The organism is uncultured Cellulomonas sp. (assembly GCF_947494015.1).
In the GTDB taxonomy this organism is placed as follows: Bacteria; Actinomycetota; Actinomycetes; order Actinomycetales; family Cellulomonadaceae; genus Pengzhenrongella.
In genome coordinates this window covers 43798-63207 of the sequence record NZ_CANLTL010000013.1, presented here as the reverse complement: position 1 = coordinate 63207, position 19410 = coordinate 43798, and the positions used below count along the sequence as shown (strand labels likewise).

The following is a 19410-nucleotide window of genomic DNA, read 5'->3' as shown; positions in this document are numbered from 1 at the left end:
GGCCGCCCGCCCAGACTAGTCACATCAGGTCCTCGAGATCGGTCGCGAGGACGTCCACCCCGGGCCCGACGACGACCTGCACCACGCGCCCGGAGATCATCACGCCGTGGCTGCCGGCGGCCCGGAGCGCGGCGGTGTCGACCAGCCGAGGGTCGCGCACCTCCGAGCGCAGCCGTGTGGTGCACGGCTCGATGTCGACGATGTTCCCGACGCCACCGAGCGCCGCGAGGATGCTGCTCGCCTGTGCCCCTGCGGCGCGTGTCCCTGCACCGCGTGTCCCTGCACCGCGTGGCCCTGCACCGCGTGTCGCCCGCGTCATCGCCGGCCCTCCGTCATGTCGCGCGTTGTGTCGGTGAGCGCTGTGTCGGTGAGCGCTGTGTCGGCGAGCGCTGCGTCGTGGGGCGCTCCGTCCTCGACCGCCCTGTCCGTCCGCGGGGTCAGCGGGCGCCGGGGCGCCCGCAGCGGGACCCACAGCTCGTACCGGTCCGCCCGGTAGGAGGACCGCGAGTAGACGCACGCCGTCTGCCCGGCGAACGTCCGCCGTGCCAGCCGGAGCACCGCTGCTCCCGCCCGCAGTCCCAGCATGGCAGCGCCCGGTGCGTCGATCTCGGAGGCGGCCACCGTGTCCTCACCCCAGTCCGGGTCGAGCCCGACGGCGCGCAGCTCGCCGTAGACGCTCGTCGGCGGCCCGTGGTCGAACAGACCCGGCACCAGCAGCCTCGGCACCCAGGACTGCTCGATGGCCATCGGCTCCCCGTCGGCGTACCGCACCCGGTGCAGGTGGTGCACGGGGTCGCCGGGGACCAGCTCCAGCGCGTCGGCGACGTCGGGCGTGGCCGGCACCTCCTCGGCGGCGATGACCCGCGACGAGGCGACCATGCCGCGCCGTGCCATCTCCTCGCCGAACGACGACAGCCGGACCTGCAGGTCCACCTTGGCCGGTGCGACGAACGTGCCGCGACCCTGCTCGCGCTCGAGCAGACCCTCGACCACGAGGGCGTCGACGGCCTGGCGGACGGTCATCCGGGAGACGCCGAACCGCTCGCAGAGCAGCCGCTCGGACGGGATGGCGTCACCGACCCGCAGCTCGTGGGTGACCAGGGACCGCAGGTAGTCCCGGACACGCACGTACTTCAGGACCGACGGACGCACCCGTGCCACCCCCTCGCCACCCCGTGTCTCGTGCTCCGTGCGCCGGCTCCGTCCGGCTCCGTCGGTCGGCGCCGGCGCACAGCCGGGCGGCAGGCGGCCCGCACCGGGGCCGAGCCCGGCCCGCGGCCGGGCCGAGCCGAGCCGGGCCCGACCGGCTGCGCCGGCCGGAGTGTGATCCTTGACACCAGCCGCGCCATTCCACCATGGTGAACGCGGCTGGTCCAGACATCTAGCGGTGCTCGTGCGGCGCTCGGTCCGGACCGCTCGCGTGCGGGGGCGAGCACCGCACGTGCGCCCGTCCACGACAGGGAGTGCGCGCATGGCCACCACCACCGTTCCCGCCGAGCGCGAGAAGCGAAGCATCCCGGGCCTCGCGCAGCTGCAGCGGGTGGGCCGCTCGCTCATGCTGCCGATCGCGTCGCTCCCGGCCGCCGCCCTGCTGCTGCGGCTCGGGCAGGCGGACATGCTCGGCGAGGACGGGCTGGCCGGCGTCTGGGGGGACTGGCTGCTCCCGGTCGCCGCCGTGATGGCCGCGGCCGGCGGCGCGCTGTTCGACAACCTGCCGCTGCTCTTCGCGCTCGGCGTCGCGGTGGGGTACGCCCGCAAGTCCGACGGGTCGACGGGCCTCGCAGCGCTGATCGGCTACCTCGTGTTCCGGGGCGTCGGTGACGCGCTCTCGCCGTACGTCCTCGGCACCGCCGCGGAGGGCGAGGAGCAGGAGCTGATCAACTACGGCGTGCTCGGCGGGATCGTCATCGGGCTGATCGCCGCACTGCTGTACCAGAAGTACTACCGGATCAAGCTGCCGGCGTACCTCGCGTTCTTCGGTGGACGCCGGTTCGTGCCCATCGTCACCGCCGGCATGGCGATCGTCGCCGCCGTCATCGGTGCGCTGATCTACCCGGTCTTCGACGCGGGGCTGACCTCCGTCGGCGAATGGGTCACCGGATCCACGGTGCTCGGGGCGTTCGTGTACGGGACCGCGAACCGCCTGCTCGTGCCGGTCGGCCTGCACCACATCCTCAACACACTGCCGTGGTTCGAGTTCGGCACGTACGTCGACGCGGACGGGATCGAGCGGACCGGTGACATCCGTCGGTTCTTGTTCGGCGACCCGACCGCCGGGACCTTCATGACCGGCTTCTTCCCGATCATGATGTTCGCCCTCCCGGCCGCCGCGCTGGCCTTCGTGCACACCGCCAAGCCGGAGAAGCGCAAGGTGATCGCCGGGATCATGGGCTCGGCCGCGCTGGTCTCGTTCGTCACCGGCGTCACCGAGCCGCTGGAGTTCGCGTTCGTCTACGTCGCGTACCCGCTCTACGTCATCCACGCGGTGCTCACCGGGACGTCGCTCGCGCTGGTCAACGCCCTCGACATCCACCACGGGTTCGGGTTCTCGGCCGGCGCGATCGACTACCTGCTGAACTTCCGGATCGCGCAGCAGCCGTTGCTGCTGATCGTCATCGGGCTGGTCTACGCCGTCATCTACTACGTGCTGTTCCGGTTCGTGATCACGAAGTGGAACCTGCGCACCCCGGGACGCGAGGACGACGACGGCGTCGCGGACAACAACGTGCTCGTCGACCAGCCGATGGACGACCCCGCCGTGCCGACCGGTGCGCCGGTGAGCGGGACGAAGCCGACGAGCGCCTGAGCCCCGGTGCGATGCCGCACCGACGGCACCGACGGCACGCACGGTACGCACGGCATCACGGCACCGACGACGAGGACGGACACCCATGAGCCCGACCGGCACCTCCCACCAGGCCATCCGCGGGATCGGCGTCAGCCCCGGTCGCGCGGTCGGCACGGTCCTGCGGATGCCGCCGCCCGTGCCGGAGCCGTCGGGGACCCGTCGCGGTCCCGGCCTGTCGGACGACGACGCCGCGGCGCAGATCGCCGCGGCCGCCGAGCGGGTCCGCGAGGGGCTGGAGCGGTCAGCGCAGGGGGCCGTCGGGACGAGCCGCGAGGTGCTCGAGACGACCGCGATGATGGCCGCCGACCCGACGCTCGTGTCGACCGCTCAGGACCTCGTCCGGTCCGGCGACCTCACGCCCGCGCGGGCGGTGTGGGAAGCGGCCGGCCAGGTGATCGACCAGCTCGCCGCGCTCGGCGGGTACATGGCCGAGCGGACCCGCGACGTCGCCGACGTCCGCGACCGGGTCGTGGCGGCGCTCACCGGCCGCCCCGCGCCCGGCGTCCCTGACCCGGGCCATCCCTTCGTGCTCGTGGCACGCGACCTGGCTCCCGCGGACACCGCCACCCTGGACCCCGACCGGGTGCTGGCGATCGTCACCAGCGAGGGTGGTCCGACGTCGCACACGGCGATCCTCGCCCGCGCGCTGGGCATCCCGGCCGTGGTCGGCGCGGCCGGGGCGGTCGACCTGCACGACGACGCCCCGGTCCTGGTGGACGGCGGCAAGGGCGAGGTCGTGCCTGACCCGAGCGAGGAGCAGGTGGCCCGCGCGCAGGAGCTGGCCGCGCAGGTCCGTACCTTCGACGGCCACGGCCGCACGCGGGACGGCCACCCCGTGCCGCTGCTCGCCAACGTCGGCAACCCGGACGGCGCCCAGCCGGCGGCGGACGCCGGCGCCGAGGGCGTGGGCCTGTTCCGCACCGAGTTCTGCTTCCTGGACCGCAAGCAGGCCCCGACGGTCGAGGAGCAGGTGGCGGCCTACCGCCGGGTGCTCGCGGCGTTCGCCGGCAAGAAGGTCGTGGTGCGCACGCTCGACGCGGGGGCGGACAAGCCGCTGCCGTTCCTGACGGCGACCGACGAGCCGAACCCGGCCCTGGGCGTGCGCGGCCTGCGGACCGCGACGCGCGACGCACAGGTGCTCGAGGACCAGCTCACCGCCATCGCGCAGGCCGCCGCCGCGGAGCACGCCGAGACGTGGGTGATGGCGCCCATGGTCGCCACCGTCGAGGAGACCGAGGACTTCGTCGCCCGCTGCACCGCCCACGGCCTGCCCACGGCGGGCGTCATGGTGGAGGTCCCCAGCGCCGCTCTGCTGGCCGGGCCGATCCTGGCGCGCGCCGCCTTCGCCAGCATCGGCACCAACGACCTCACCCAGTACGCGATGGCGTCCGACCGCCTGCTGGGCTCGCTCGCCGGGCTGTCCACGTCGTGGCAGCCCGCGGTGCTGCAGCTCATCGCGGCCACCTGCCGCGGCGGCGCGCAGCAGGGCCGGCCGGTGGGCGTCTGCGGGGAGGCCGCGGCCGACCCGGCACTCGCCGTGGTGCTCGTCGGGCTCGGCGTCGCGACCCTGTCGATGAGCCCGCGTGCCCTGCCCGACGTCGCCGCGGTGCTCGCGTCGGTCACCCGCGACGAGTGCCGTCGACTCGCGGAGCGGGCGCTGGTCGCCGAGACGGCGGACGCCGCGCGGGCCGAGATCCGCGCGGCGCTGCCCGTCCTGGAGGAGCTGGGCCTGTAGTCCCGGCCGGGCTCAGTGCTCCGCGGTGGTCAGGTACTGCTCGAGCGCGTCCAGGGAGTCCTCGGCACCGTCCCCGTCCGCGGCCAGCACGACGTCGTCGCCGGCGCCCGCACCGAGCGTCATGACGGCGAGGATGCTGCTCGCCGCGACCGGGTCGCCCCCGTCCTTGGCGATCGTCACGGCGGCGGGCTGCTCACCGGCCAGCTTCACGAACAGGGCCGCGGGGCGGGCGTGCAGCCCCTCGGGGATGGCCACGGTGACTCGACGCTGGGGCACGACTACCTCCGCTGCTTCGGTGCTGTGCGAGGTCGCACTGGTCCAGACCACCATAGGGCTCAGGCGGCGCGGCGGGTGGGACAATGGTCGGGTGGACGCCACCGACCGGGCCGGGACCTTCTACGCCGCCATCGGCGGGCACGAGACGTTCGTCCGGCTCGTCGACCGGTTCTACGACGGGATCGCGACCGACGACGTGCTCCGGCCGATGTACCCCGAGGCGGATCACGCGGCTGCGCGGGTCCGGCTCACGATGTTCCTCGAGCAGTACTGGGGCGGGCCCACCACGTACTCCGAGCAGCGTGGGCACCCGCGGCTGCGCATGCGGCACGCCCCGTACAAGGTGAACCCCGACGCCCGCGACCGGTGGCTGACGCACATGCGCGCCGCGGTCGGTTCGCTCGGGCTCGCCCCGCTGCACGAGGCGCAGCTGTGGGACTACCTCGAGCGCGCGGCCCACTCGCTGCTCAACACGTTCGACGACTGACACCGCCCGGCGCCGGGCCTCTCCGCACCGGCGAGCCGTGACGCCGCGCGCGGTGCTGACCCGTGGGCGCGCTGTCGTCGGGCCTGCTGGGTCGGGCCCGCTGGGTCGGGCCTGCTGGGTCGGGCCTGCTGGGTGCCCGCTGTGTCGGGCCTCACGTGCGGTGTGGCGCGTTGGCGCCGGACGTCCCCGGCCACGAGGGTGGACGGCATGACCGCACCGACGCCCGCCGAGCGCTCCACCGACGCCTCCGACAGCACGCCCGACGCCGCACGCGCCGGCGAGCACGGCGACGGCACCTCCGACGCGATGAGCCGCGTGCTCGCTGCGCTGACGCTCGAGCCCGTCGGCGACGACGAGTTCGTCGGCCCGAGCCTGCCGCGCCCGCTGGGCCGGGTCTTCGGCGGTCAGGTGCTCGCCCAGGCGCTCGTGGCGGCGGGGCGCACCGTGCCGGACGGGAGGTTGCCGCACTCGCTGCACGGGTACTTCCTGCGGCCGGGCGACGTCCGGCAGCCCATCACCTTCGCCGTCGAGCGGATGCGGGACGGGCGGTCGTTCAGCGCCCGTCGCACGCACGCGCTCCAGGGCGGCCAGCCGATCCTGTCGATGATCACGTCGTTCCAGGAGGAGCAGCCCGGCCTGGACCACGCCGACGCGATGCCGGACGCGCCACCCCCGGACGAGGTGGTCAGCGCGCTGGACCTGCTGCGCCCCATCGACCACCCCATGGCAGCGTTCTTCACCGAGTCGGCGGCCTTCGACCTGCGCCACGTGGACTCGTCGATCTTCCTCGGCCCGGGGCCGGCGGCCACCGACCGGCAGATGGTCTGGGTCCGGGCACGCACCCCGGTGCCCGACGACGCCCTGCTGCAGCGGGCGCTGATGGCGTACGCCTGCGACCAGGTCATGCTCGAGCCGGTGCTGCGCCGGCACGGGCACAGCTGGATCTCCCCCGGGCTGTCGATGGCGAGCCTCGACCACGCGATGTGGTGGCACCGGCCCGCACGCGTCGACGAGTGGCTGCTGTACGTGCAGTCGTCCCCCAGCGCGCAGGGCGGCCGCGGACTGACGGCCGCGAAGGTGTACGCGCAGGACGGCGACCTGGTGGCGAGCATCGCCCAGGAGGGCATGGTGCGACTCCCGGACTGACGTCCTCGCCGCGCGCCGCCGCCCCGCGCGGGTCAGACTCACGCCATGCCACGCCTGCGCCGGGTCCGGATCGACTCCCCCGGCTGGACCCGTACCCGCGCCGGGGACGGCTTCGTCTACCTCGACACCGACCGCACCCGGCTGACCGACCCGGAGGCCATCGGGCGGATCTCGTCGCTGGCGATCCCGCCGGCCTGGCAGGACGTGTGGATCTGCCCGTGGCCGGGCGGCCACATCCAGGCCGCCGGCGTCGACGCCGCCGGCCGGCGCCAGTACCTCTACCACGCGCAGTGGCGGCTGCGGCGTGACCGCGCGAAGCACGACCACGTGCTGGAGATCGCCCGCCGGCTGCCCGACGCGCGCAAGCAGGTCGAGGCGGACCTGGACCAGACCGGGTGGCCGCGCAGCCGCGCACTGGCGCTGGCGTTCCGGCTGCTCGACCTGGCGTACTTCCGCGCGGGCAACGAGACCTACGCGCGGACCAACGGCTCGTACGGGCTGGCGACCCTGCGCCGCGAGCACGTGCAGGTGCGCGGCGACCGGACGGTGCGGTTCCTGTACCCCGCCAAGTCCGGGCAGGTGCGCGACGTCGTCGTCGCCGAGCCCGACGTCGCACGGCTGGTGACGTCGCTGCGGCGGCGCACGGGGGGCGGTGAGGAGCTGCTCGCGTGGCGCGACGGGCGTACCTGGTACGACATCTCGAGCGCCGACGTGACGGCGTACGTCAAGGACGTGCTGGGTCACGACGCGAGCCCCAAGGACTTCCGGACCTGGCACGCCACCGTGCTCGCCGCCCGTGGCCTGGCGGACGCCGGTGCTCCGCCGACGTCGGACCGCGCGCGCCGCAAGGTGGTCACCGGGGTGGTGCGGGACGTGAGCGAGGCGCTCGGCAACACCCCGGCCGTCTGCCGGGCGTCGTACATCGACCCCCGGCTGGTGGACCTGTGGGAGCGTGGGGAGTCCATCGGCCGGACCCGCTCACGGGACGAGGCCGAGCGAGCGGTACTGGAGCTGCTGAGTGACTGACACCGGGACACCGACTTCTGCTGGGCCGCTCACCGTGGCCGTGACCGGGGTCACCGGCTACGTCGGGGGGCGCCTGGTCCCCGAGCTGCTCGCCGCCGGCCACCACGTGCGGGCGCTGGCCCGCAACCCCGGGCGGCTGCGCGGGCGCCCATGGCACGACGAGGTCGACGTCGTGCAGGCGGACGCCGGCGACGCCGAGCAGATCCGCGCCGCGCTGACCGGGGTCGACGTCGCCTACTACCTGGTGCACTCCCTGGGGTCGGGGCGACGGTTCGAGGCCCGCGACCGCCGGACGGCGCTGACGTTCGCGCAGGCGGCGCGGGAGGCCGGTGTGGGGCGGATCGTCTACCTCGGCGGGCTGTACCCCGAGGGCGAGGCGCTGTCGCCGCACCTGGAGTCGCGCAAGGAGGTCGGGGAGATCCTGCTGGCCTCCGGGGTGCCGACGGCGGTGCTGCGCGCGGCGGTGATCCTCGGGTCCGGGTCGGCGTCGTTCGAGATGATGCGGTACCTCACCGAGCGGCTGCCGGCGATGACGACACCGCGCTGGGTCGAGAACCGGATCCAGCCGATCGCGATCCGGGACGTACTGCGGTACCTCGTCGGCGCCGCGCGGCTGCCCGGCGACGTCAACCGGTCCTTCGACATCGGCGGTCCGGAGGTGCTCACCTACCGCGACATGATGCAGCGGTACGCGCGCGTGGCCGGGCTGCCGCGGCGCGTCATCGTCGCCGTGCCGGTCCTGTCGCCGCGGCTGTCCAGCCTGTGGGTGGGGCTGGTGACCCCGGTGCCGTCGGGGCTGGCCCGGCCGCTCGTGGAGTCCCTCGTGCACGAGGTGGTGTGCGACGAGCACGACATCGCCCGGTACGTCCCCGACCCGCCCGGTGGGCTGGTCTCGTTCGACGACGCCGTGCGACTCGCCCTGGCCCGCATCCACGAGGCCGACGTCGTGACGCGGTGGTCGTCGGCGTCCGTCGCGGGCGCTCCCAGCGACCCGCTGCCCACCGACCCGGACTGGGCGGGCGGGTCGCTGTACGTCGACGAGCGCACGACACCCGTCCGAGCAGACCCCGAGGACCTGTGGACGGTGCTGGAGAGCGTCGGCGGCGACCGCGGCTGGTACTCGTGGGCGCTCGCGTGGCGGGTCCGCGGACTGCTCGACCGACTGTCCGGCGGGCCGGGCCTGCGCCGCGGCCGGCGTGACCCCCAGCGGCTCGCCGTGGACGACGCCGTCGACTTCTGGCGCGTGGAGGAGATCGAGCCGGGCCGGCTGCTGCGGCTGCGCGCCGAGATGCGGCTGCCCGGGCTGGCGTGGTTGGAGCTGCGGGTGGAGGGGTCGCGCGACGCCCCGGTGTTCTCCCAGCGTGCGGTGTTCCACCCGCACGGGCTGGTCGGGCAGCTGTACTGGTGGTCGGTCGCCCCCTTCCACGGCGTGGTCTTCGGCGGGATGCAACGCGGGATCGCACTCGAGGCGGAACGTCGGACGGCGCAGCGCAGAGCGGGCGCCGCAGCGGCGTGAGCGTGACGCCGGTCGTCGCGGTGACGGCCTGGTCGCGTGACGGGGGGCTGACCGCGCTGAGCTGCCTCAGCCGGTGCCGGACGCCGCCCAGCGGCATCCAGCAGAGCTCCGGCGGACCCATCTCACGGCGGACGCCCGCGATCGCACCGCAGCGGCCCGCCGACGACCCCTCAGACCTCGCTGTCCTCGCGTGACCGGTGCCGCGCGACCACGGCCTGAGCGGCGAGGATGGCGCCTGCGATGGCGACGCTGGCCACGACGGCGGACGGGTGCTGCTGGATCCGGAGCACGAGAAAGGCGCCGAGCACGACGACGTCGAGCACGATGGCGACCACCGGGATCCACCGCCGCGCGGAGATGTCCCCGGCGAGCCGCCGCGCGACACCCCACTGCACGACGACGTCCATGGTCAGGTAGAGCAGCGCACCGATCGACGCCATCTGGCTCAGGTCGAAGAAGACGGTCACCAGGATCGCGAGCCCGGCCGTGATGAGCACCGGCTGCCGGTGCAGTGACAGGGGCAGCTCGGGCACGTGGCCCATGCTGTGCAGCATGTCGTAGAGCCGGCTCACGGCGTAGATGCTCGCGAGCAGCCCGGAGAACGTCGCCACCGCGGCGAGCACGATGGTCAGGTTGACGCCCCACGACCCGAAGGCCGGTTCGGCCGCCGCCGCGACGGCGTAGTCGCGCGCCTCGATGATCCCCGCGACGTCCAGGTTCGCGGTGACCGCCGTCGTCAGCAGCAGGTACACGACCGTGGTCAGCACGATCGACAGGCCGATGGACCGCGGCAGGTTGCGCCGGGCGTCGCGCAGGTCGTCACCCTGGTTGGTGATCGTCGTGAACCCCTTGTACGCGAGCACGCACAGCGTCGTCGCGCCCACGACCCCGATCCACCCGTCGGCGCGGTCGGTGCCGGACGGCGCGAGCAGCGCGTCCCCGATCCCGGACGCTCCTGCGGCGACCAGCCCGGCGACGGCGAGCGCGGCCAGGCCGATCACCTTGATCACCGCCGAACCGACCGCCGACCCCTCCACGAGCCGCGTCCCGCGGATGTTGACCGCCGCAGCGACGGCGATCACCACCACACCGAGCGCGGGAACCAGGACGGGCGAGTCCTGCAGGCCGAACGGACGCAGCACGTACGTGCCGAAGGTCCGCGCGAGCAGGCTCTCGGCCACCACCATCGAGACGTACATGAACAGGGCGAACGACCCCGTGATGAATCCGGGCCCGTAAGCGGCCTTGAGCAGCATCGCGATGCCGCCGGCGCTCGGGTTGGCGGCGGAGTACCGGGCGTAGGAGTACGCGCTGACCGCCGTGACGAGGGCGCCCGCCAGGAACGCGTGCGGCACGTAGGGACCGGCGAGCTGGGCGACCTGGCCCACCAGTGCGAAGATCCCGGCGCCGACCATCACCCCCGTGCCGAGGGAGACCGAGCCGGTCAGGGACACCTGTCGTCGTTGGTCGCTCACCCGAGCACGCTAGGGGCGGCGCGCTCCGTCCGCAGCCGCAGGGACGAGCCGACCTGCCGGACGTCGTCCCGTCGCCGGTCCGCGACGGGCGCGCCCGCGGCCGCGGCCGCGGTGAGGTAGTCGCACAGCGCCGGTGCCCCCATGGGTCGGGCGAGCAGGTAGCCCTGGCCGAGCCGGCATCCCAGCCCCGTCAGCGCCTCGTGCTGCTCCACGGTCTCGATGCCCTCCGCGACCAGGCTGAGCTCGAGCTCGCGCGCCATGGTCGACACGGCCCGCACGACGGCGGCGGCCCGCGGGTCCCACGACACGTCCACCGTGAACGCGCGGTCCAGCTTGATCGCGTCCACGGGCATCAGTCTCAGCGCGGCGATCGAGGACCGTCCGACGCCGAAGTCGTCCATCGCGACGCGCACGTCCCGGCGGCGCAGCTCCTCGAGCACCGGGATCACGTCGGCACGCAGCAGAGTGGTCTCGGTGACCTCGACCAGCAGCTGCAGCGCCTCGGTGCGGCCGGCCTCGATGTGCTCGAGGATGCCGCCGTCGGCCAGCTGACGCGCGGAGACGTTCACCCCGATGCTGACCTGCCGCCCGGCCGAGGCGGCGAACGCCCGGGCGTCGCGCTGGGCGGTGGCCAGCACGAACGCTCCCACCTCACCGGCGAGCCCCGCCTTCTCGGCCAGCGGGATGAACGTGGCCGGCGGGACGAGGCCCCGCCGGGGGTGCGCCCACCGGGCCAGCGCCTCGATCCCGTCCGCCAGGCCCGTGCCGAGGTCGACGACCGGCTGGTACTCCACGAACAGCTCCCCGCGGGACACCGCGCCGTGCAGGTCCTGCACCAGGGACGCCTGCTCGACCTGGGCGGCGAGCATCTGCGGGGTGAACAGCACGTGCCTGCCTCGGCCCGCGGCCTTCGCCTCGTACATGGCGACGTCGGCCTCCCGGATAAGCGCGTCGACGTCGGCGCCCACCCCGCACGACCCGAGCGCGATGCCGATGCTGATCCCGACGTGCACGTGCTCCCCCGCGACGGGGACGGCGTCGGCCACGGCCGCCAGCACGCGGTCCGCGACGGCGCGCGCGGCGTCCTGGTCGACGTCGCGCAGCAGGACGGCGAACTCGTCCCCGCCCAGGCGGGCGACGAGGTCCACGTCCCGCACCCCGTCACGCAGCCGCTGAGCCACCACCCGCAGCAGCTCGTCGCCGGCACGGTGGCCGAGGCTGTCGTTGACGGCCTTGAACCCGTCGAGGTCGCAGAACAGCACGGCGACGCCGGACGACCGTCGGGACGCTCGCCGGTCGTGGGTCGGGTCCGGGCCCGGCGCCGGGCACTGCGGGCGTCCCGGACCGTCCGCAGGCGCGGGGGGACGGGTGGCCGGGCCAGGACGCCCCCCGCCCGCGAGCGCGCACCGCAGCCGCTCGTGGAACAGCACGCGGTTCGGCAGGCCGGTCAGCGCGTCGTGGGTCGCCTGCCGGGTCAGGGCCCGCTCCCCCCGCCGCAGCTCGTGCACGATGACGTCGTGGCGGCGTCCCTTGCCGACGAGGATGACGGCGATCACCACGAGGGTGGTCGTCATGTAGAGCACGTCGGTCAGCGCCCGGTCCGGCGGTGACACGTGGAACGCCACGACGGCGTCGGCGGCCACGGCGGCTGCGGTGACGACGGCGGCGGCGCCGGTGCGCAGGTGCGACGCGGCGTACAGGACCGGGTAGCAGAAGAAGATGTGGCCCGCGGCCGTCGCGTCGTGGGTCCCCAGGTCCATCGCGGCGATCGCCCCGAGCCCGACGAGCGGGGCCAGCGCGAGCAGCAGCCACGACCGGGGCCCCCACCGCGACAGCAGCACCAGGCCGGTGACCAGCAGCAGCACCGGCAGCGCGATCGTCGCGACGCCGCCCCTGCCACCGCCCGTGCCGCCGCCCACGCGGCCGACGACGGCCACCACGGCGGTCACCGCCGCGCCGATGACGACGAGCGCGCCGGCGGTCCGCGCCGCCACGACGGCGTCCCGGGGCTCGACGTGCCGGCGGATGTCCACACCTGGCTATCGGACGTCCCGCCCGGATCGTGACGGACTCATCCGTCCGGGTGATGCCCCCACGAGCACCAGGCACCGGCACCGGCACCGGCACCGGCACCGGTCAGTCCCGTCCGGTCGCCGCCAGCAGCTTCTGGCCGTACCGCGCCCAGGGCCCGTCCCCCGGCGAGTGGATCCGGACCGACCGGAAGCCCTTCACCACGCGCAGCGCCATCCCGCGCACGTCACCGAGCGGCCGCGCCGAGATGTCGACGCGCAACGAGGGGTCGAGCCGGATCTGGGTCCCCCGGCCGATGTGGAAGCTGAGGTCGATGTCGTCGTGCACGGCGTCGGACGCGGCGTGCACCTCGCCGCGCACCGCGCGCCACGCCTCGGCGCGCATGGCGAGGTTGGAGCCGAACAGCGGCGGGTGGCCCAGGGCCAGCCCGACCAGGACGAAGTACGCCCGCATGTACAGCACGTCCGCGAGCCGGCGCCGCACCGGCCCCAGCCCGGCGAACACCCCCGGCCCGGTGACCGCGCGCAGGCCCGCGTCGCCGGCGAACGCGTCCTCGATCCGCTGGACCCAGTCCGGCGGGAGCACCGAGTCGGCGTCGCAGCGGGCGATCACGTCACCGGCCGCGGCGTCGTAGCCGGTCGCCGCCGCGGGCCAGATCCCCTGCACGGGCTCGGTGACCACGCGCGCGCCGTACGCCCGCGCGATCTGCACGGTCCGGTCGCGGGAGTTGTTGTCGACGACGACGACCTCCAGGGGCGGCCGGGTCTGCCGCGCCAGCGACGCCAGGCACGCGCCGAGCAGCGCCTCCTCGTCGTGCGCGGGCACGACGACGGAGGTCCGCAGCGTCGGGGGCGCGCTCACCCGGCGTCGGGCGTCCGACGGCGGCGCAGCGTCACCATCTCGCCCTCGTACGGCGACCATGCCGCACGCTCGGCGTCGCTGATGCGCCGCGGCGAGCCGGTCGTGGTGTCCACGAGGACCAGGGTGGTGCAGGCCCGGGCGTAGACGACCGGACCGGAGGTCGGCGTGGCGGCGTCGCGCACCTCGTAGCAGACGTCGATGCTCGCCCCGCCGAGGTGCCCGACCCACAGCTCGATGACGACCGGGGCCCGGCGGTACGCGAGCGGCCGGAGGTACTCGATCTCCTGCCGGGCGACCAGGGTGGTCGTGGCGGCGCCGGGTCCGGCGTCGAGCACAGCGGTGGGCCGCTCCCCCTCGGCGGCGTCCGGGTGCGACCAGAACGCCTCGATCCGAGCCTCCTCCAGCAGCTGGAGCATCTGCACGTTGTTGACGTGCCCGTACGCGTCCATGTCGGCCCAGCGCAGCTGGACCGGGACCCTGAGGCGGCTCATCGGCACCTTCTCCTGTCGTGGCCGGGGATCACCGGGCGGGATCCCTCCGGGCGGGGGGACCGCTGGGTGCGGTCGCTGAGCGCGCGGTCACTGGGCGGCGGTCCGGGCCGCGACCCGGCACCCCTCGAGCGCCGCCAGCTCGGCGGCGACCGGCTCGACCACCCGGGCGTCGGTGACACGGGCGACGGCGGCCCGCAGCCGGGTGCGTGCCCGGGCCGCCCGCCGGTTCGCTCCCACCGAGGCGGCGAACCGGGACAGCAGCGCCAGCAGAACCCCGAGCAGCAGCCCGCCGGCGACCAGCATGGTCGGCGCGGGCATGCCCCACCACATCGGCGTGACCGGTTCGGGCAGCCGGAGGTAGGCGAGCCCGGCCAGCACGCCGAGCCATGCCAGTCCGCCGACCAGGGCGGCGAGCAGCATCCACTGGAGGACGCCGACCAGTCGCCACCAGACCGGCCGGCGTTCGGCGTCGAGCCGCGTGCCCGCCACGGCCTGGTCGAGCGCGTCCGACAGGCCGGGCGCGGCGGCGGCCTCCCGGGCGGCGATCACCCACGCGTCGGGTGCGCCGGCGGTCGCGGTGTCCGCGTACGCGCGCACGGCGCTGCTCGCGCGGGCCCGCGCTGCGGCGCCCGCACCGGGCAGCGAGGTGCGGGCCAGGTCCGGACGGTCGGTGGGCTGGTCCAGGTGCAGGCGACGCAGCGGGTCGGGCCGCAAGCGCGCGAGCCACCGCGTGGGGGGCCACCCGGTCACCGCCCGGGCCCGCCGGGCCGAGGCCGACCGCACGGCCGCCACGACCGTCCGGACCTCGGCGGCCTGCTCCAGCGCGGTGACGAGCTCCTCGCGCGCGGCTCCCCGGACCTTGGCGGGGACGGGGTCCCCGCACGCGTCCGCCAGCCGCCGGGCGGCGTCGCGCACGTCCGCGGTCAGCCGTGCGGTCGCGGCGACCCGCCGACGGGCGGCGTCGGCGAGCAGCTCGCGAAGCGCGTCCAGGCCGTGGCCGGTCGCCGCCGACACGCCCAGGACCCGCACGCCCGGCAGCCCGTCCTCGGCGGCCAGCCGGCGCACATCGGCCAGGCACGCCTCCCGCTCGCTGTCGGAGAGCCGGTCCACCTGGTTGAGCACGAGCACGACGACGTCGCCGTGCCCGGCGAGCGGCTGCAGGTACCGCTCGTGCAGCGCGGCGTCGGCGTACTTCTGGGGGTCCATCACCCACACGAGCAGGTCCACCCGCTCGACCAGCCGCTCGGCGCGGATGCGGTGCTCGACGACGACCGAGTCGTGGTCCGGCAGGTCGAGCAGCACCAGCCCCGTGGGTACCGCCCCGGCCGCTGTCGGGGCTCCCGGGGAGGGGTGCGCGCCGGCCGGCCCGAGGTAGCGGCGCGAGCCGACCTCGAGCCAGTCGAGCAGGTGACCGGCGTCGTCGGTGTCCCGCCCGGGCACGTCGCCGGCGTCCCCGGCGGGCGCCCAGACGGCGGCCGACGCGTGGCCGGTGGTCGGTCGCGTGACGCCGGCCCGGGCGATCTCCTCGCCCGCGAGCGCGTTGAGCAGCGACGACTTGCCCGACCCCGTCGACCCGGCCAGCGCGACCACGGTGTGGTCCGGGGACAGCGCCGCCCGCTCCCGGGCCCGCGTCGCGACCCCGCGGGCGCCGTCGAGGGCCACCTCCGGCAGCCGACCGGCCCCCAGGTCGACGGCCTCGGCGAGCGCAGCCACCCGCGTCGCCAGGTCCGGTCCACGTCGACTCATGCGTCCGGACCGCGGGTGAACCGCTGCCACCAGCCACGCAGCCCACCGGGCTCGGGCTGGGCGGGCCGGGGCGCCCGGGCGTCCACCGCCGTCGTCTCGTCACCGCCCGCGCCCGCCGGCCCGAGCGAACCGGCGGGCGCACCGGCGTGCGTGCCGGCGGCCCCGACGCGGCCCGCGGCCGGTGAGGTCAGCCCGGCGCCGCGCAGCCGACCGCGGCCGGAGCTCGCCCCGCCGACGCCGTCCCCGGCACGGCCGACCCCGGACGTCGGGGTCCCGAGCCGCAGCCCGGTGGCGGCGTCGACCGGGCCCGCCGCGCTGCTGGGGGCGACCGCGGCCGCGGCCGTGCGCACCCGGGTGACCGCGTCGCGCAGTGCGGTCCCGCCGGGCTGGCCGGCGCCGAGCGCGTCCAGCTGCACCGTGAACCGCTGCGCCTGGGCGGCGAGCACGTCGCCGACCCGCTGGTCCAGACGCTGGTGCGCGACCTTGGTGAGCTGGCGGACGGCGTCGTCGCCGAACACCGCTTCCAGCAGCCGCTGGGCCAGCAGGGCCGACCCACCGGCGATGCCCACCTCGGCGCCGGTGAGCCCACCGGTGGAGGCGAACACCGCGACCATGAGCGCGGCGCCCAGCCCGTTGACGCCGAGGGAGAGCGCCCGAGCCGTGGACCGCTTGTCGGCGCCCTCCTCGGCGACCAGGGACAGCACGTCGGACTGCCAGCCCCGGATCTGCTCGGCGATACGGGCCCGCAGGTCGCTGCCGCCCCGCGCGAGCTCGAGCCCGTCCAGGAGGGCGGCACCGGCAGGGTCGGCACGCCAGGCGGTGTACGACCGCTCGGCGGCGCCCTCGGCGGCGTCCTGGATGACGGCCTCGAGTCCGTGCCCGATCGCCTGCGCGAGCTCGGGCTCCGCCGTGGAACGGCCCCGGACGACGGCGGTCAGCTTGTCCCGCATCCGGCCGACCCGCTGCTCGACCGCGCGCAGGAACTCCCCGGTGCCCACGACGTCCTGCCAGCGCGCGAGCACCTCCCCGCGCAGCATCGTGCCGTCCGACGTCGCCTGCCGCACCGTCCGGGCGGCGTCCTCGTGGGCGTCGGTGACGACCCGGCGCAGGTGGGCGTCGGCCGCCCGCTGCTCGTCGGCGGCGGTCGCCAGCGCACCGGCCCGCTCGACCAGGTCGGCCGTCGCGCCGTCCCGCGTGCGGGCGATCGCCGCCTGACGGGTCGCCTCGTCGCCGCCGAGCGCGGTGAGCCAGTCGGCCACCGGCGTCACGGTGTGCGCCGGCAGCATGCCGTCCTCGAGCGGCGACTCGGGCACCACGAGGACCGGGGAGTCGCCCAGATCGTGCTCGGCGAGCATCGACGCGAGGTGCGTCGCGACCGCCTCCCGGGCACCGGGGTCCACACGGTCCAGCACGAGCGCGACCTGGGCGTGCCGCCGCGCGGCGTCCTGCAGCAGGTCCCAGGGGACGGCGTCGGCGTACCGGGCGGCGGTGGTGACGAACAGCCAGACGTCCGCCGCGCCCAGCAGCTGCGCGGCGATCCGGCGGTTCTCGGCGACCACCGAGTCGATGTCCGGGGCGTCGAGCAGCGCCAGACCGGGCGGCAGGGCGTCCGACGCCGCGAGCCGCAGGGCGCGTGCGGACCCGCCGTCGGCCGCGTCGCCGGTCAGCCGCGCCATGCCGGGCAGGATCCGGTCGCCCCGGAACCACTGGGCGTCCAGGGGGTGGTGGACCAGCACGGGCGAGCGCGTGGTCGGCCGCAGCACCCCGCTGCGGCTGACCGGGGCGCCGAGCAGGGAGTTGACCAGGGTCGACTTGCCGGCGCCGGTGGACCCGCCGACCACCACCAGGAGCGGGGCCGCGGCCGCCCGCAAGCGCGGCAGCAGGTAGTCGTCGAGCTGGTCCAGCACCTGGGTGCGGGCGTCGCGCTGCTCCTCGGCGCCGGCGACGTCGAGGGGCAGCCGGACCTCGGCGACGGCTCCCCGCAGCCCCACGAGGGCAGCGAGCAGCTCCGCCGAGGACCGGTCAGCGACCGTGCCCTCGTCCCCGACGCCCGTGGTCACCGGCGGTCAGCTCCGGGTGAGCTTGCGGTACGTGACCCGGTGCGGACGGGCCGCGTCGGGTCCGAGCCGGGCGACCTTGTTCTCCTCGTAGGCGGCGAAGTTGCCCTCGAACCAGTACCAGCTCGACGGGTTCTCCTCGGTGCCCTCGTACGCCAGGATGTGCGTCGCCACCCGGTCGAGGAACCACCGGTCGTGCGAGACGACCACGGCGCACCCCGGGAACTCCAGCAGGGCGTTCTCCAGCGACCCCAGCGTCTCGACGTCCAGGTCGTTGGTGGGCTCGTCGAGCAGCAGCACGTTGCCGCCCTGCTTGAGGGTCAGCGCGAGGTTGAGCCGGTTGCGCTCCCCACCGGACAGCACGCCGGCTGGCTTCTGCTGGTCGGGACCCTTGAACCCGAAGGCCGCGACGTAGGCACGGGACGGCATCTCGGTGTTGCCGACCTTCATGTAGTCCAGGCCGTCGGAGACGACCTCCCACAGGGACTTCTTCGGGTCGATGCCGCCGCGGTTCTGGTCGACGTAGGACAGCTTGACCGTCTCGCCGATCTTGAGCTGGCCGTCGTCGAGGGACTCCAGGCCGACGATCGTCTTGAACAGCGTCGTCTTGCCGACGCCGTTGGGCCCGATCACCCCGACGATGCCGTTGCGCGGGAGGGTGAAGGACAGCCCGTCGATGAGCACCCGCCCGTCGAAGCCCTTCTCCAGGTCCTTCGCCTCGATCACGACCGACCCCAGGCGCGGGCCCGGCGGGATCTGGATCTCCTCGAAGTCCAGCTTGCGGGTGCGGTCGGCCTCGGCCGCCATCTCCTCGTAGCGCGCGAGGCGGGACTTGGACTTGGTCTGGCGGCCCTTGGCGTTCATCCGCACCCAGGTCAGCTCCTCGGCGAGCCGCTTGGCCAGCTTGGCGTCCTTCTTGCCCTGGACCTCCAGGCGGGCCTGCTTCTTCTCCAGGTAGGTGGAGTAGTTGCCCTCGTACGGGTACAGGCGTCCGCGGTCCACCTCGCAGATCCACTCCGCGACGTGGTCCAGGAAGTACCGGTCGTGGGTGACGGCCAGGATGGCGCCCGCGTACTGCGACAGGTGCTGCTCAAGCCAGAGCACGCTCTCGGCGTCGAGGTGGTTGGTGGGCTCGTCGAGCAGCAGCAGGTCCGGCTTCTCCAGCAGCAGCTTGCACAGCGCGACCCGGCGGCGCTCACCACCGGAGAGCACCGACACGTCGGCGTCCGGCGGCGGGCACCGCAGCGCGTCCATCGCCTGCTCGAGCTGGGCGTCGAGGTCCCACCCGTCGGCCGCGTCGATCTTCTCCTGCAGCTCACCCATCTCGGCGAGCAGCGAGTCGAAGTCGGCGTCGGGCTCCGCCATCAGGGCCGAGATCTCGTTGAACCGGTCGATCTGGCCCTTGAGCTCGGCGACGCCGTCCTGCACGTTGCCCAGCACGGTCTTGGTCTCGTCGAGGTCCGGCTCCTGCATGAGGATGCCCACGCTGTAGCCGGGCGAGAGCCGGGCCTCGCCGTTGGAGGGCTGCTCCAGGCCGGCCATGATCTTCAGGATCGTGGACTTCCCGGCGCCGTTGGGGCCGACGACGCCGATCTTCGCGCCGGGCAGGAAGTTCAGGGTGACGTCGTCGAGGATGACCTTGTCGCCGTGCGCCTTGCGCGCCTTGTACATGGAGTAGATGAACTCAGCCACGGGCTCGTCGTCCGCCTCACGCT

General features: G+C 74.8%; 15 protein-coding genes and 1 pseudogene. 6 read left to right on the top strand and 10 right to left on the bottom strand.

The window, feature by feature from the left end:
• Positions 1-19: 19 nt before the first annotated feature.
• A pseudogene (locus tag Q0840_RS14475) lies at positions 20-244 on the bottom strand (glucose PTS transporter subunit EIIB); the annotation flags it as partial.
• Positions 245-315: 71 nt separating this feature from the next.
• Positions 316-1152, bottom strand: coding sequence for a GntR family transcriptional regulator (locus tag Q0840_RS14470; RefSeq protein ID WP_298460586.1), 837 nt, complete (start codon positions 1150-1152; stop codon positions 316-318).
• A gap of 319 nt (positions 1153-1471) precedes the next feature.
• Here Q0840_RS14470 and Q0840_RS14465 point away from each other — a divergent pair, with 319 nt between their 5' ends.
• Positions 1472-2806, top strand: a complete 1335-nt coding sequence (locus Q0840_RS14465; protein ID WP_298460584.1) for a PTS transporter subunit EIIC — start codon at positions 1472-1474, stop codon at positions 2804-2806.
• A gap of 85 nt (positions 2807-2891) precedes the next feature.
• Positions 2892-4583, top strand: a complete 1692-nt coding sequence (ptsP, locus tag Q0840_RS14460; RefSeq protein WP_298460582.1) for a phosphoenolpyruvate--protein phosphotransferase — start codon at positions 2892-2894, stop codon at positions 4581-4583.
• 12 nt (positions 4584-4595) lie between these two features.
• On the opposite strand, the gene Q0840_RS14455 is transcribed toward ptsP, so the two are convergent.
• Complete coding sequence (locus Q0840_RS14455) at positions 4596-4859, bottom strand: HPr family phosphocarrier protein (protein WP_298460580.1); 264 nt, start codon at positions 4857-4859, stop codon at positions 4596-4598.
• Between the two features lie 91 nt (positions 4860-4950).
• On the opposite strand from Q0840_RS14455, the gene Q0840_RS14450 reads away from it, so the two are divergent.
• The 4 genes from Q0840_RS14450 to Q0840_RS14435 all read left to right on the top strand — a co-directional run bounded on the left by Q0840_RS14450 (position 4951) and on the right by Q0840_RS14435 (position 9034).
• Positions 4951-5346: a globin gene (locus Q0840_RS14450; RefSeq protein WP_298460578.1), complete on the top strand. Its 396-nt coding sequence runs from the start codon at positions 4951-4953 to the stop codon at positions 5344-5346.
• A gap of 306 nt (positions 5347-5652) precedes the next feature.
• On the top strand, positions 5653-6492 hold the full coding sequence (locus Q0840_RS14445) for an acyl-CoA thioesterase II (RefSeq protein ID WP_298460694.1): 840 nt from the start codon (positions 5653-5655) through the stop codon (positions 6490-6492).
• A 45-nt stretch (positions 6493-6537) separates the two neighbouring features.
• Entirely contained in the window at positions 6538-7518 is a 981-nt protein-coding gene (locus Q0840_RS14440) for a DNA topoisomerase IB (RefSeq protein WP_298460575.1), read from the top strand.
• Positions 7511-9034, top strand: a complete 1524-nt coding sequence (locus Q0840_RS14435) for an SDR family oxidoreductase (RefSeq protein ID WP_298460573.1) — start codon at positions 7511-7513, stop codon at positions 9032-9034. Before Q0840_RS14440 ends, Q0840_RS14435 begins: the two co-directional genes overlap by 8 nt.
• Before the next feature lie 170 nt (positions 9035-9204).
• On the opposite strand, the gene Q0840_RS14430 is transcribed toward Q0840_RS14435, so the two are convergent.
• From Q0840_RS14430 to ettA, 7 genes are all read right to left on the bottom strand, one after another.
• Positions 9205-10509, bottom strand: a complete 1305-nt coding sequence (locus Q0840_RS14430; protein WP_298460571.1) for an APC family permease — start codon at positions 10507-10509, stop codon at positions 9205-9207.
• Entirely contained in the window at positions 10506-12542 is a 2037-nt protein-coding gene (locus tag Q0840_RS14425; protein ID WP_298460569.1) for a bifunctional diguanylate cyclase/phosphodiesterase, read from the bottom strand. Before Q0840_RS14425 ends, Q0840_RS14430 begins: the two co-directional genes overlap by 4 nt.
• A 103-nt stretch (positions 12543-12645) precedes the next feature.
• Positions 12646-13401, bottom strand: a complete 756-nt coding sequence (locus tag Q0840_RS14420; RefSeq protein ID WP_298460567.1) for a glycosyltransferase family 2 protein — start codon at positions 13399-13401, stop codon at positions 12646-12648.
• Entirely contained in the window at positions 13398-13892 is a 495-nt protein-coding gene (locus Q0840_RS14415; protein ID WP_298460565.1) for a thioesterase family protein, read from the bottom strand. Before Q0840_RS14415 ends, Q0840_RS14420 begins: the two co-directional genes overlap by 4 nt.
• An 87-nt stretch (positions 13893-13979) precedes the next feature.
• A complete protein-coding gene (locus tag Q0840_RS14410) occupies positions 13980-15638 on the bottom strand; it encodes a GTPase (RefSeq protein WP_298460539.1) in 1659 nt (552 codons plus the stop codon).
• Entirely contained in the window at positions 15635-17698 is a 2064-nt protein-coding gene (locus Q0840_RS14405) for a dynamin family protein (protein WP_298460537.1), read from the bottom strand. Before Q0840_RS14405 ends, Q0840_RS14410 begins: the two co-directional genes overlap by 4 nt.
• A 6-nt stretch (positions 17699-17704) precedes the next feature.
• Positions 17705-19387, bottom strand: a complete 1683-nt coding sequence (gene ettA, locus Q0840_RS14400; RefSeq protein WP_298460535.1) for an energy-dependent translational throttle protein EttA — start codon at positions 19385-19387, stop codon at positions 17705-17707.
• Positions 19388-19410: the final 23 nt, after the last annotated feature.

What these genes read in the sequence shown, in the direction of transcription:
- Q0840_RS14415 (WP_298460565.1), bottom strand. Translation starts at nt 13,892, where the DNA reads ATGAGCCGCCTCAGGGTCCCGGTCCAGCTGCGCTGGGCCGACATGGAC.
- ptsP (WP_298460582.1), top strand. Translation starts at nt 2,892, where the DNA reads ATGAGCCCGACCGGCACCTCCCACCAGGCCATCCGCGGGATCGGCGTC.
- Q0840_RS14465 (WP_298460584.1), top strand. Translation starts at nt 1,472, where the DNA reads ATGGCCACCACCACCGTTCCCGCCGAGCGCGAGAAGCGAAGCATCCCG.
- Q0840_RS14440 (WP_298460575.1), top strand. Translation starts at nt 6,538, where the DNA reads ATGCCACGCCTGCGCCGGGTCCGGATCGACTCCCCCGGCTGGACCCGT.
- Q0840_RS14410 (WP_298460539.1), bottom strand. Translation starts at nt 15,638, where the DNA reads ATGAGTCGACGTGGACCGGACCTGGCGACGCGGGTGGCTGCGCTCGCC.
- Q0840_RS14445 (WP_298460694.1), top strand. Translation starts at nt 5,653, where the DNA reads ATGAGCCGCGTGCTCGCTGCGCTGACGCTCGAGCCCGTCGGCGACGAC.